This is a genomic window from Vibrio hippocampi (assembly GCF_921292975.1).
Taxonomy (GTDB): domain Bacteria; phylum Pseudomonadota; class Gammaproteobacteria; order Enterobacterales; family Vibrionaceae; genus Vibrio; species Vibrio hippocampi.
This window is the reverse complement of sequence record NZ_CAKLCM010000003.1, coordinates 885,745-899,157: the sequence shown is the minus strand read 5'-3', so window position 1 is coordinate 899,157 and position 13,413 is coordinate 885,745. Positions and strand designations below refer to the sequence as shown.

Annotated in this window: 14 protein-coding genes; 8 read left to right on the top strand and 6 right to left on the bottom strand. The window is 44.5% G+C overall.

Features of this window, described 5'->3' with window-relative positions; genetic code table 11:
* Positions 1 to 9: 9 nt before the first annotated feature.
* The 3 genes from L9Q39_RS17175 to L9Q39_RS17170 are packed head-to-tail and all read left to right on the top strand — an operon-like array spanning position 10 to position 1,988.
* Positions 10 to 1,617 carry an ABC transporter ATP-binding protein gene (locus tag L9Q39_RS17175; RefSeq protein WP_237486315.1) on the top strand — a complete coding sequence of 536 codons (1,608 nt, stop codon included), beginning with the start codon at positions 10 to 12 and terminating at the stop codon, positions 1,615 to 1,617.
* A gap of 56 nt (positions 1,618 to 1,673) precedes the next feature.
* Positions 1,674 to 1,808: a transposase gene (locus L9Q39_RS20710; RefSeq protein ID WP_354004658.1), complete on the top strand. Its 135-nt coding sequence runs from the start codon at positions 1,674 to 1,676 to the stop codon at positions 1,806 to 1,808.
* Positions 1,809 to 1,817: 9 nt separating this feature from the next.
* Positions 1,818 to 1,988: a hypothetical protein gene (locus tag L9Q39_RS17170; RefSeq protein ID WP_237486314.1), complete on the top strand. Its 171-nt coding sequence runs from the start codon at positions 1,818 to 1,820 to the stop codon at positions 1,986 to 1,988.
* A 171-nt stretch (positions 1,989 to 2,159) separates the two neighbouring features.
* Here L9Q39_RS17170 and L9Q39_RS17165 read toward each other — a convergent pair whose 3' ends face one another.
* Complete coding sequence (locus L9Q39_RS17165) at positions 2,160 to 2,636, bottom strand: Lrp/AsnC family transcriptional regulator (RefSeq protein WP_435532849.1); 477 nt, start codon at positions 2,634 to 2,636, stop codon at positions 2,160 to 2,162.
* 118 nt (positions 2,637 to 2,754) lie between these two features.
* Here L9Q39_RS17165 and L9Q39_RS17160 point away from each other — a divergent pair, with 118 nt between their 5' ends.
* Genes L9Q39_RS17160 through L9Q39_RS17140 form a run of 5 tightly spaced genes read left to right on the top strand, consistent with a single transcriptional unit; the run spans position 2,755 to position 5,803 of the window.
* The gene (locus tag L9Q39_RS17160) at positions 2,755 to 3,438 is read left to right on the top strand and encodes a prephenate dehydratase domain-containing protein (RefSeq protein ID WP_237486313.1); all 684 of its coding nucleotides are present in this window, start codon (positions 2,755 to 2,757) and stop codon (positions 3,436 to 3,438) included.
* A 1-nt stretch (position 3,439) separates the two neighbouring features.
* Positions 3,440 to 4,168 carry a formylglycine-generating enzyme family protein gene (locus tag L9Q39_RS17155; RefSeq protein ID WP_237486312.1) on the top strand — a complete coding sequence of 243 codons (729 nt, stop codon included), beginning with the start codon at positions 3,440 to 3,442 and terminating at the stop codon, positions 4,166 to 4,168.
* 2 nt (positions 4,169 to 4,170) lie between these two features.
* Positions 4,171 to 4,779: a molybdopterin-dependent oxidoreductase gene (locus L9Q39_RS17150; protein WP_237486311.1), complete on the top strand. Its 609-nt coding sequence runs from the start codon at positions 4,171 to 4,173 to the stop codon at positions 4,777 to 4,779.
* Positions 4,776 to 5,195 carry a DUF2000 domain-containing protein gene (locus L9Q39_RS17145; RefSeq protein ID WP_237486310.1) on the top strand — a complete coding sequence of 140 codons (420 nt, stop codon included), beginning with the start codon at positions 4,776 to 4,778 and terminating at the stop codon, positions 5,193 to 5,195. Before L9Q39_RS17150 ends, L9Q39_RS17145 begins: the two co-directional genes overlap by 4 nt.
* Before the next feature lie 2 nt (positions 5,196 to 5,197).
* A complete protein-coding gene (locus tag L9Q39_RS17140) occupies positions 5,198 to 5,803 on the top strand; it encodes a LysE family translocator (protein WP_237486309.1) in 606 nt (201 codons plus the stop codon).
* 539 nt (positions 5,804 to 6,342) lie between these two features.
* Here the strand turns inward: L9Q39_RS17140 and L9Q39_RS17135 are convergent.
* From L9Q39_RS17135 to L9Q39_RS17115, 5 genes are all read right to left on the bottom strand, one after another.
* The gene (locus L9Q39_RS17135; protein WP_237486308.1) at positions 6,343 to 8,328 is read right to left on the bottom strand and encodes a DUF3466 family protein; all 1,986 of its coding nucleotides are present in this window, start codon (positions 8,326 to 8,328) and stop codon (positions 6,343 to 6,345) included.
* 141 nt (positions 8,329 to 8,469) lie between these two features.
* The gene (locus L9Q39_RS17130) at positions 8,470 to 8,703 is read right to left on the bottom strand and encodes an EF-hand domain-containing protein (RefSeq protein ID WP_237486307.1); all 234 of its coding nucleotides are present in this window, start codon (positions 8,701 to 8,703) and stop codon (positions 8,470 to 8,472) included.
* Between the two features lie 289 nt (positions 8,704 to 8,992).
* Positions 8,993 to 10,426, bottom strand: a complete 1,434-nt coding sequence (locus tag L9Q39_RS17125; protein ID WP_237486306.1) for a sodium-dependent transporter — start codon at positions 10,424 to 10,426, stop codon at positions 8,993 to 8,995.
* A 586-nt stretch (positions 10,427 to 11,012) separates the two neighbouring features.
* On the bottom strand, positions 11,013 to 12,548 hold the full coding sequence (locus L9Q39_RS17120) for an Lcl domain-containing protein (protein ID WP_237486305.1): 1,536 nt from the start codon (positions 12,546 to 12,548) through the stop codon (positions 11,013 to 11,015).
* Positions 12,549 to 12,708: 160 nt separating this feature from the next.
* Complete coding sequence (locus L9Q39_RS17115; RefSeq protein WP_237486304.1) at positions 12,709 to 13,404, bottom strand: response regulator; 696 nt, start codon at positions 13,402 to 13,404, stop codon at positions 12,709 to 12,711.
* Positions 13,405 to 13,413: the final 9 nt, after the last annotated feature.

The following is a 13,413-nucleotide window of genomic DNA, read 5'->3' as shown; positions in this document are numbered from 1 at the left end:
GAGAGTAATATGTCGGATATAAATCAAAGTGCCGCGGTACTGACTATTGAAAATCTCTCGGTGGGTTTTGGACGCGGTGACGATGTCAGAACCGTCACAGAGGGAGTATCACTGGCGATAAAAAAGGGTGAAACCTTAGCCTTAGTGGGCGAGAGTGGATCGGGAAAATCCGTGACAGCAAACTCAGTGATGAAACTGTTACCCAAGGGTTCGAGTCACTATTTACAGGGCAGTATCACCTTCGATGGTATTGATATGTTGAGCTGCTCTGAACGACAGTTGCGTGGTATTCGCGGCGGTCGTATTGGCATGATCTTTCAAGAGCCAATGGTGTCGTTAAATCCGCTGCATAAGATAGGCAAGCAATTGGTGGAAACCTTGGCAATCCACCGTGGCATGCGTACCCGAAAAGCGGAGCAGTTAGCGATAGAATGGCTAACAAAGGTCGGCATACGTGAGCCGCAGCAGAAGATCAATGCCTATCCTCATGAGTTATCCGGTGGTGAACGACAAAGGGTCATGATTGCGATGGCGCTCAGCAACGAGCCAGAACTGTTGATCGCTGATGAGCCGACCACGGCATTGGATGTCTCCGTGCAAGCGCAAATTTTAGATCTACTCAAAGAGCTACAACAAGAACTCGGTATGGCGATGCTGTTTATCACCCATGATCTGAGTATTGTGCGTCGAATTGCTGACCGTGTTGCCGTCATGCAGCAAGGGAATCTAGTCGAAGTAAATGAATGTAAAACCTTGTTCACTCAGCCGAGTCATCCTTATACCAAAAAGCTGATTGAATCCGACCCTCGCGGTCTGCCTGTTGAGGTGGACAGTGAAGCAAAAACCTTATTGTCGGTCGATAAACTGAAAGTATGGTTCCCTATTAAGGGCGGCTTGTTCCAGCGAGTGGTCGATCATGTCAAAGCAGTGACCGATATGAATTTCCAATTGCAGCGAGGCTACTCTATCGGTTTAGTCGGAGAAAGTGGCTCAGGTAAATCAACCACCGGCATGGCAATCCTTAAATTGGTCGCCAGTGAGGGAAGTATTGAATACGATGGTCAATCCATCGCTAACCTCGATCGCAAAGGGATGCTGCCGTTTCGCAGTCGAATGCAGGTGGTGTTTCAAGACCCATTTTCAGCATTGAACCCGCGAATGTCAGTGGCTCAAGTGATTGGTGAAGGGCTAAAGGTGCATTTTGATCATCACGAAGCGACACTCGATGACATGATATGCGATGTCATGCGTGAAGTAGACTTAGATCCTGAAACGCGTCATCGCTATCCAAATGAATTTTCTGGTGGGCAAAGACAGCGAATTGCCATTGCGCGTGCTTTGATTCTCAAACCGGAATTTATCTTGCTCGATGAACCAACGTCATCTCTAGACCGCACCGTGCAAGCTCAAGTATTGGATTTGTTGAAAACATTACAGATTAAGTATGGTCTGACCTATCTGTTTATCAGCCATGACCTAACAGTGGTTAAGTCCTTGTGCCACCATACTATTGTGATGCGTAACGGCGAGATCGTTGAGCATGGCAACACTCAACAAATGTTTGCACAACCCCAACATGAGTACACCCAGACCTTAGTCTCTCTATCCTCTGTTTAGCACTTTACGTACTAATCATAAAAAAGGCATGACACCTAATATAAGGATTAGGTGTCATGCAAATCACCTCTCGCAAACAATATTCAGACGAATTTAAAAGAAAAGCAGTTCAACAATCACTAAATTCCCCAGATACGGTAAAGTTAGTGGCAGAATCTTTAAATATTCACCCATCACTTTTAACCAAATAGAGACGTCAATTGACCTCAAAAAAGAACACTTCAAACCCCATTCCAAGCCGAGGGTCAGAAAATTCCGTTACTCAACTTGAGAAAGAAGTTCGAGAGTTGAAGAAGCGACTGGAGATGACAGAGATGGAGAATGAATTCTTAAAGAAAGAGAAAGCCTACTTCGGCAGCCTAAAAGAATAAGGTTCAATGGTCATTTTTCCACGGAATTGGACAGCTCCTTTTATCATGCATTCAGCTTTTTTCGAAATTAAATTGCAATATATTAGCATATCCATGCATTCTGTATGAACTAATACCATCAGCGTAACCACCATAAGGGTTAGCTATACCTACCCGGAATTACCGTTATCTTTAATTCCTTAGAGGGAGCTGGTTGGTATTCTTCACTTCTTTAATAGCAATACTAGACTGAATAGACCACACATAAGGTAGTCTTCTTAACTCCGATGCTCTTTCGTAGTACTGGTCAAGGTTGTTGGCAACGATTTGAACAATAAAATCAGCTTCCCCTGTAATACAGAAGCAGGTCATTACCCAGTTAAACTCCCGTATTGCAAGTTCAAATTTCTCTGTGTCTATCGGGTGATGGCTGTTTAATCTTATCTGACTAAAGCCAACAACTTGCAGACCCAGCTTTTTTCTATCCAACGTGGCGCTGTAACCGGTAATATACCCCTCTTCTTCCAGCTTCTTCCATCTTCGCCAACATGGGCTATCACTTAAATTAACCCTGTCTGCTAACTCACTAACGGTGACACGGCTGTCATTTTGTAGCTCCTCAAGTATATCTACATCGGAACGATGCATCCTTCCGGTAATATTTTTCACTTTAGCGCTCAATTTAGAAATAATTTACCCATATTGAAACTAATGAGGACAAAAATCAACAAAATTATTTCCGTCAGGTTTGGCAGGATAGTATCAATTAAATCATATGGATAAAAATATGAATGCAGCATCAGTTGAACTAGGCTTACCAACATTTAGTGACTCACTAATCTCATTTAACAGTGCCAATAATCTGTTTAGAAGCGCTTATGTAACCAGACTGAATCACTACGTATTAGGACCGAAAGGCAGCAATATATCTCAGGCAGCTAATGGTTGGTCGACAAAAAATGGCTTAACAGAAAAAGAAAACATTATTTTCTGTGAAACCCCGGAAGAGGCAGTTACCCGGTCAGAATCCGAGTACAAGCATGGAGAAGTGAATCTTGCATGGACATGCGCGGTTTATTTCCGGGAGCATGAGTTATTTTTTTCTAACCATGATCACTCGCTTTTTTTTGATCAGTACAAAATGAAGTTGGACAACATGCAACTAGCCTGCAAACCAGAGAAAAAAATATCACTGGAAGTAGCAACTGCAATAGCTTCTCACCCTTCCCCATCTGTTCTATTACGGAAGGCAGGGACGCATATCAGCATAATCGATGCGAGTAGTAATTCCGATGCAGCAAGGTTGTGTGCTGAGGGGAATGTCGACGCATGTATTACCACTGAATCAGCGAGAAAGATTCATGGACTTAAAACGGTTCATGAATTTGGCTCTCCAGAAATGCTCTTTTTTGCAAGCCTTCCACCTTCATCATCCGAATATTTAAGAGGTCTAAGTTATGAGTTTAGATGAGATGATATTAATACCTTGTGGCACTGCTTATGTGGGCTCTGATACAGCCTCTGAATCACCAAAGGTGTTAGTCGATATCCCTGCGTTTCGCATATCAAAGTATCAGGTAACCAACTCTCAGTTCCGAGCGTTTATAGAATCCGGAGGATATGAAAAAGCCGATTTCTGGTCTAAAGACGGCTTTGCATGGCTAAAAGAGAGTAAGCAGATGCAGCCAGCCTTTTGGGACGAAAGCCGATATACAGGAGATAACCAACCCGTAACGGGGATTAGCTTTTTCGAAGCTGAGGCTTATGCAAGATGGGCAAATGGTCGCCTGCCAACAGAAGTTGAGTGGGAAAAGGCCGCAAGAGGGTCTCAGGGCATTATATACCCTTGGGGACAGGATGAGCCGACACTTGCGATAGCCAACTTCTCACCTGACTATGTACCCATTGAAATAGCATCTGTTGATGTTGATAAATTTCCGACAAATGTCTCCCCGTTTGGCTGCTATCAAATGGCAGGAAACCTGTATGAATGGTGTTCAGATTATTTTCATACCGACACGCCCCAAAAACGGAACATGAGCTTCTACCGAGAAGAACGGGTATCCCGCCGCAGAGTTCTGAAAGGAGGCGCATGGACAACCGACGCCTCTCGCCTTCGGGCTGCAGCACGCTGGTCATATACGCCAGACTTACGGGACAACATTATCGGATTTCGTATCGCACAAGATGTAAGGAGTTAACTATGCGTATACCAACATTTTTCTGGGAATATGTCGGCAACAAAGAAAAAGTCATTGTAGAAGCAGACGATCATTACCTCGATATTACCGGAATGGTAGAGAGCGCGGTAAGTATTCCTTTAAATGAACTTCACAAACATATTCCCCAGGTCAGAGGTCGCAGACGATTTTACTGCGTCAACGGATGGAGCCTTGAGTGCGAGTGGGCAGGATTCAGGCTCTCTGACTTTCTTGCCCTTGCCAACCCACAAGGCAAGTTTGTGAAAGCAACCAGCCTTGGTGGCTATGTTGATACAACGTCTATAGAGACGCTGCTGCGCGGAGATAGCTGGTTAGTAACCCATATGGATGGAGAGCCTCTTTCATTTAAACGGGGGCAGCCAGTCAGACTAATGGTGTTCGACCTTTATCAGTTCAAGGGTGTAAAAGCACTAAAATCAATCGAAATAACGGATACCTACGAAAAGGGGACATGGTCATCTGTTGGATATACCGATGCAACCATTCAGCCATACCCGCATAAAGCGATAGACTTAAATGAAGAGCGACTACCCGAGCCCCACCTTCTAGATCTATTCGAAAAAAGCCAGATTGAAGGAGAGTCATTATGAGTAATGTGTTCGAAAACAAAATCGTTATTATCATTGATGATGATATGAACAAAGGGGTAACGGCTAACAGGGCTGCGGTTTTGATGTCAGGACTCGCTGCAAAACACCCAGCTATTGTCGGCAAAAGCCACATAACACGGGATAACATCAGTATCGAAGGCTTTACTCAGTTACCGATTATTATCCTTACGCGGCCTGAAGATAAAACATATAGCGACCTGATTAAATCGACCCGACAAGCGGGTTGTTATCACACTATGTTCCTGAGACGGGCGGAAGGCGTCCGGTCGTATGCAGACTATTCTGAGTCCATATCTGAAGACAACTTTGATGAACTGGATATTGATGGCGTGGTGATATACGGAAAAAGAAAAAAAGTGGATAAGTTGACCAAAAACTTGCCTTCTTTGAGGTAGCTATGAATCTTACGGAGCTATTTTCTTTGCTGACGATTACCACTATTACCATTATTACGCCCGGCCCCGATTTTCTGATTGTTTCTCGAAACTCTATAGTCGGCTCCCGACGAGCGGGGATAATTACGGCTTTTGGCGTGTCGACTGCCATTTGGGTTCATATCACCTACTCGATATGCATTATCCGTTTGGCTTCCGTACATTCCGATTTTATAATGGATATCATGAAGTATTGCGGCGCTAGTTATTTGTTTTACTTAGGTTATCTTTCTCTGAGGTCGAGCCAGCCTTCAGCGGGGCAGCTGAAAAACAAAAAGCGAGAGAACTACTGGATACAGGGTTTTCTCAATAATCTATTTAACCCAAAAGCCACCTTATTCTTTATTAGCGTATTCAGTCAGGTGATCTCTACGGATACCGTGTTGCTAGATCAAATTAAGTATGGACTTGTTATTACAGCAATCTGCTTAAGCTGGTTTACGATTGTGCCTTTCCTGTTAACGACAGAGCGAGTAGCGCCATCAATGAACAAAGTTCTGAAACCATTAGAAAAATTGGCCGGTATATTGTTTATCGCTTATTCCTTAAATACATTCCTGATATTGTAGATGCATAGACAATTGATAACATGAATAGTAAATAAATGGTTTATAGCCATTTCTACCATGCAGTTTTTTAAAAACGCACTCAAGCTGAATGTCTTCATGCTTTGATAATTATCATGACGTTATGTTGTTATAAAGCGTCATGATATTTATCTCTGCTGTCAGGTAAAATTAGAGATCAGAAAGTTTGAATATTACGGAATAGATATGTAAATGTGAGATTAAGCAGAAATCCTTGTTTAGCGATTACTTTTGGGAGTTTCGAAGCACCACTGGTTAGCTGTTTGAAATGAGAATATGGGTATTGCAAACTAAAGAGAATAGACCTTGATTGGGTTTTTCTACTAACACGCAACAGAGCAAAACCGATTTAGGGCAACCTGCCAGATCTAGTCACATCAAGGTAACGGAACTGACAGATTACATCTAGACTAATTCATATAATCCCATAAGAAGGCATGAGACCTCAGGTGGAGTCAGTCCCATGGATTTCGAACTAATGAATTAAAACCCCGTGTCTACTTTTGCGGGGGCATATCAGCCTAGCACCTTCTACTCACTCTACCAAAACGCATCAATAGCAAAGCAACAAGCAAACTCATCCACCACCAAGAGCTACTGCCACCTTCTCTATCAACCGTATCTGTGGATTCTTCACGCTCTTCAATGTCATAACTGGTCGCGTCTTGAATCGGCATCAATTTAACCGCGACCACGGTTTCTTCTTGATCGCCTTCGCCACAGGTTGCGAAGTGTTCAGTACTGTCATAGCCACCTTCACACTTAATCGCTGTCGCGGAAATCACACCCTGATCATTAATGTCCGAAGCGGTCACGATGCGATAGGCATTATTGTCGTCACTGTAGTCACCGCCATTGGTCAAGTCGTCTAACCACCATGCGGTTGATTCAAATCGTGTCATACGATCTTCGTCGGAGCCCTCGCCATCATAAGGCAAGATAAAACCACGGCGACGACGTTGGCTACTGTCAATCTCTGAGTGACTTTCGGCGTCGACCTCACCAACAATCTCGTTGAAGCTGTTTATCCCGTTGACTTCACCGCCGACGCTGGTAAAGAAGATGCTGTGTCCCAGATTGTTGAAATAGGTAGCACTAGGTGTGGCGTCATTGGCGTCGGCGACAAACATACGGTTGGCTGCGGTTCCACTCACAGGGACACTGCCTTTACGCTTGGCTTCACCAATAACGATTAGGTTGCTGTTGACGGCTTTAGCCAATGAATTGCTATAGATATAATCACCATCTTGCTCCAATTCTGTATTGGAGATAAAGGTACTTTCCCACGCATCCTCACCGACGGCAAAGCTTTCAGTATTGCTGGGTCTAAAGACGGCGGCTTGCATCATCATCGCGTCATCGTCACTTTCTAATTCCGTGTTAAAGCCCACCAACACGGGAAGTCCGTCATAGTCACTGTCTTCTCGATCAACAATCGTCGCGCTGCGCACACTGGCTTGAGCAGAGGCTTCATCATAGTTGGCATAATCACTGGTATCCCAATCGGCGACCGAAAATCGTGTCTCGCCGTCGTCTGACAGTGACCAAATGTAGGCTTTTGATGCAAAACGGAAGTTTTGGCAGCCGCTATCAAGAAGCGGTTGAGTGAGAGTGCCATCGGCACAGATATCAACGTCTGAATAATACTCTTTAGAGTCATCATCGTAGTCAAATGTTGCCACAGCAGCACTGCCTACCACATAAGTTTGGCTTTCTGTGCCATCTGAATATGTGAACGAGTCAAAAGCGATCGTCCCACCCATTTGGGAAATAATGGTCTGCTCGGATTCTTCATCGGCATAGGTGAGTTCGGTGTCGGCTTGCGGTTCTAGGCTGATGGTTTGGTCATCGGTAACAATTAAACCGCGAGAGCGATAAGGCAGCACATAATAGCCACTGTAGTTGAAGTATCCGCTGCTGGCATTGGCGATAATATTGCCCTGTGCATCTACCTTTCTTGCCTTGATTTCCATGGTGTCATCAACGCTGGTGACATCGTCACTATAATCATCGGGCACGACTTGTTGCTGGGTGACATCACTGTCGTTCTCGATAAAAGAGGCATATAACGGTGAATAGTCTGCATTGTAATAAGCTTGTCGCTCATTTTGTAACCCGCCAATCCCAGTATCCGAGCTGCCATACCAACGGTTTTCTGCCCACGCTTCGCAAGTTGCGTAGCCAAGTTGATCCTCACAATAGTCTTCTAAATCACTATAGGTCAGATAGTAAAAGTGGTTGTCGATATCAAACGGGACTTCTTCGTCGATAGGTAATCCTTCTAAACCATTCATACTGTAGCCAACAACTTGGTGGTCATCTTCGTCGCAACTGCTATCAAAGCAGGAAGTTTGGCTGGTTGAAGGTGCAATGGATGCTGAGTAGTACTCAGAAGCCGACTGAAATGCTGAGGTGTCGACCTCGACAACTCGATACAGTGCAGAAAAACCATGATTCGGCACAAGAGCTAAAACGAACAAGTAGGGAAAGTGTTTATAAGCAGACAAGAGTAAATCCCTTTATAACTATATGGGAAAGCACCGCCGTATTGCGCCCTTTTAGGGTGGGGGGAAGGACAAGCAAAACGGCAGTGCTTAATTTGACGGCTCACCGAAAACAGAGGCAAGCCGATGAATAGGGCGCATATTTTATTGGCGAGGTTCTGGAGGCTCTGGTAGTTCGTCCTCTGTTAATGTACCGCTGCCATCCACATCAAATTTATCAAAATCATCCAGAAGAGGACCACGCAATTCATCAGTGGTCAGCACACCGTCGCCATTTTGGTCCATTTCGTCAAAACTTGGTGGCTTACGGTGACCTTCGGCAGAAGCAAGGCTAGAGACAAGAAGCAAGCTGGTTAAAGTAAGTACATATTTTTTCATTTGAACCTCACAAGGTAATTAAACATTCCCTTTTTAATAAGGGACTGTGATACGAAAGTGCTTAGTGGATAGTTGTAAGTATTGGTAACAAAAGGCAGGGAAATATGAAAACAATATGGAGGAGTTGTGGAGAATACGATTTTGTTGGTTTGGAACCGATCAACGAGTGGTTATTCTTGGAATAGACGGAATAGACGGAATAGACGGAATAGAGTAGAGGGAACTGAAATTTTGAAATAGAAAAGGGAAGCCATTGGCTTCCCTTTTGACTAGCTTCGAAAAATTGTAGTTACAGTTTTTTCGAGAACAGCGCAGTCACAGCGATCATAACCAGACCAAGTACCATGATTTCGCCTTTACCCGCATCGAAACCACCTTTAACACCAGCGATTGCAACGATAGCGATAGCAAATGGAATCACGTATTTAACTAGGTTGTACCATAGGTTAAATAGTGGGAAAGAGACGTCACCATCGTTAGTGATTTCTTTCTTAAGGTCTTCACGGTTTAGTCTCCAACCCGCGAAGATACACACTAACATACCGCCAACCGCAAGGAAGATCTTATCAGTCAGTAGGTCGAAGATATCAAATGCGCCAACATCAAACAGAGTTGGACCCACGCCACCTAGTGATAGCGATGCGATGATACAAAGTAGTGCCATCACGACAGCAGATAGCAATACAGCCGTAGTACGCTTCATGCCTTTTTCGTCGATTAGGTATGAAACCACAACTTCAAGCAGAGAAACTGAAGACGTTAGCGCGGCAACACTTAGGCCAACGAAGAAGAGTAGCGCAAGCAGTAAACCAACCATTCCGCCCATTTCAGCAAACAGTTGTGGAACAACGCCAAATACTAGACCTGGACCAGCGGTTGGCTCCATACCGAAAGCAAACATAGCAGGGAACATTGCCACACCAGCAAGGATAGCAACGCTGGTATCCATCGCTGTTACCATAGCGGTGGTTTGAACTAGGTTCTCTTTCTTCTTCAGGTAGCTACCGTAAGTAATCATACAGCCCATACCAAGACTTAGAGAGAAGAACGCTTGACCAAGAGCCGCAAGAATAACGCTGCTGTCTACTTTGGAGAAATCTGGGTTAAACAGGAACTTAAGACCTTCGATTGAACCCGGTAGCATTAAACCACGAATAGAAACAATGATAAGGATGATAAATAGCAGAGGCATAAGAATCTTGCCTGCTTTTTCGATACCACCTGAAATACCCTTGATAACAATCACAATGTTCAGCACTAGGTATAGCGCCATCCAAAGTAGAGGTTGTACTGGATCCGAGATGAATGCACCGAAGCTGCCACCGATCGCTTCAGGCGTGTCTAACAGACCAGTTGCGATTTTTTGGATGTAAGCGAGAGACCAGCCACCAACAACAGGGTAGAAGCCCATGATCAATAGACCAGAGATGACGCCAATAACCCCAACGAATGTCCAACGACGGTCAGTAGACTTAAATGCACCAACTGCAGAAAGACCAGTTTTACGACCCACTGCAAACTCAGTCAGCATGACGCTGAAACCGATAAAGATAACGAATATAAGATAGATAGCAACAAATGCACCACCACCACTTTCACCCGCGGTGTATGGGAATTTCCAAATGTTACCAAGACCGACAGCAGAACCTGCTGCTGCCATAACGAAACCAAGTTTCGAGCCCCAAGTATCACGGGGCTTTGTGTTCGCGTTGCTTGTTGCCACGTTAACTCCAAAATAATTGTTGTGTTTTGCTCTTGGCGCTCAAAAGTTTGCTGTATACATTTTTGTACACTTTTTAAAATTTATCAAAGCGCGTAAATCGGTGACAAGTAAAACAGTTTATGGTTCAGGTTGGAAGTCCCAAAAGTGGAATTTTCTAGTTTTTGTGAAAAAATATGAATTAACTGCTGTTTTTTTCATCATTGAACTCACTATTGTGCGTTGCAAATGATGTGCTAGCAGTAGTGGACGCGTATTTCACTTCCTGAGATTTATAGAATGTCACCATTCAAGTGCTGATTGATGCACTAATTTGGTGCGGCTTGGCTTGGTTTACGCTGGACTTTTTGTATGAATTATTGGCGTAAATTTATTTTCACTGCCCGTTAAGGCGCGCTGTCAATGATTGTTCGCAGTGCCTTTGAAGGTTTAAAGTGTATGGAAAATTTGACACGCTTGTGCACAAGGGGGAGCGCTAGATAATAAAATCCCTAGTCCATCGCAAACGATGGCTAGGGATTTGTCGGTAGTATCCACTGCTAATGAATAAGGAGTGCGACGGCACCAGTGGGTTTGGTGCTACGCGAATTTATTTTTTTCTTGCAGGTATTTCGTCTTGAGTAAGATAGCCATCGCCATTTACGTCGAGCTTATCGAAGTGTTGGGCTAAAGGACCTTTTACTTCCTGCTGAGATAACTTGCCGTCGCCATTGCTATCAAGGTCGACAAATGGGTTACGTTTTCCTGAACGCTTATCGCTGCCACCGTTGCCACCCGGACCAGACATTTCATCTTCAACTTCACTGAGCGTGTAAACTTTAGTCGCCCTTTGCTGTACTGCTGGTTGCTGAACAAACTGTACATCGCCGCCAGTCACACACTTGGTGTAATTATCGAAGCGAATTGCATCGCCTTGTGGACCATGACCTTCGGGATAACTTTTACCATTGTCTACTTTAGGATCGCTGCGTTGAGCTCCCGCACCATGGACGTCACCCCAACTTCCACGGACATAGCCCATAGAGCGACCAAACGCGACATAAGAAGCATTGGCTGCATTGCGTAGGTTTTGGTGAGTCGAGCTACTCCAATAATTGGGATAATCGAGTTTACCGCCTTCATTGGTGATGGTTGAGATAGTAAATAGCGGATCGATTGCTGCGCTGTTTGAGGTGTCAGGCGAACGAGAATAATCGACGATAGACTGCAGCTCTTTTACGTTCGGTAAGCGCCAATCGCTACGTCCACCTAGTTCAAGGTTTTCACAGTAGCTAAGTGCTGATGGCCAATCCATGCCTTGGGTGCTGTCGGACTGTTGCCAGATCAGACCGGTTGCCGCATCTTTTATGGTTTGGTTGCCCTGATCATTGAATTGGTTGATACCATAATCGTTGTTGCCACGAACGGCCAAAACATAGAATGTTTTTTCGCCGCCTCTTGGACTGGACATACCATAGCCTTTGATTCGACCATCAATAAAGTTAACACCAAACACGGTATCGTCAGTGCGGTCACCCATTTGAGTTTTACTGACGTATTTATTACTGCTGACATACTGAGAATCAATTAAACGTTCGCCAGCATCCATATCACCAGATTGAAAATCGAGGTTTTGATGGTCGATAAAAGGACGAATGGAATATTCACCCGCACCATTAATGCCACTCGGATCTTCACCATCTAACAGAATAAGTGAAAATAGCTCTTTGATGCTCGGGATACGCCAATCTGAATGACCCGCGAGCGTTAGAGTTGCGGCATAGTTTAGCGCCTGTTGATAGGTCATTTTATCAGCCGCAGTGACTTTACCGTCACCATTGGTGTCGATAGACGCAGCCCAAATAAGACCGGTCACATTGTCAGTGACGGTGCCATCGCTGTTTTGGGTGTAGCTTGGGACATGACCGATATATTGCGCATCTTGTCCAAATCCAGCTTCCCCTGAAGTAGGGCAAGTCTCAAGTACTTGGCGGGTTCCGCTACATTGAGTTTGATTCGTGTCGACGATGGGGTATTGACCATTGGCATAAGCGAACGGGGTTGCCGATGCACAAGCGATAAACGTGGCTATCACCAACCCGAGTTTAGAGCGGCTAAATGTCGCTTGTTGAATATTTTTTCCCATTTTAGACTCCATTGATGTCAAAGTTGTGGGCTCGCCCAAGCTTCAAAGGATGCACAAAGCCGCTCACTCACTTAAATCATTTATAGCACTAATTGTCTTCCAGAAAAGAATAGGTCGTAAATGTGAAGTAACTATGGAGCTAGGGTAAAAGTGTGAAAGCTTAAACTTGTTCTAACTCAAAGCGATAGCCAACACCATACACCGACTTTATCCAGTCATATTCTGGATTGACCGCCAAGATTTTTTTACGCAAATTCTTGATATGACTATCGATGGTGCGATCGGTCACCACGCGACCATCGCTGTATATTCGGTCAATTAACTGATCGCGGTTAAACACCACATCAGGATGATGACTAAAATGCAGCAGCAACTTAAATTCTGCCGGAGTTAAGGTTATCGCTTGGTCATCAATCCGCACTCGCATTTGTTGCTCGTTGAGTGATAATTTCTCGATATGCGCGGGGCTAACAGGTTCAGTCTGATTTGAGGTTGCGTTGCCTTGTGTTCGTCTCAGCACATTTTTAACCCTTGCCACCACTTCTCTTGGACTATAAGGCTTACAAATATAGTCGTCCGCTCCCAGTTCCAGTCCGATTAAGCGATCGATTTCATCGACTTTGGCGGTGGCCATGACAACGGGCACCTGACTAAATGAACGCAGTTCACGGTAAATATCCAGACCGCTTTTGTTCGGTAGCATAAGATCAAGGATCACAAGATCCGGTTGCAGTTGTTTGATGCTATCAATGGCTAAAAGACCATCAGCAATCACTTCTGAATCAAGTCCGCTGTGTTGCAAATATTCTTGTAACAGTGATGCAAGGCTTGGCTCATCTTCAACGATCAATATCATTGCATTTCC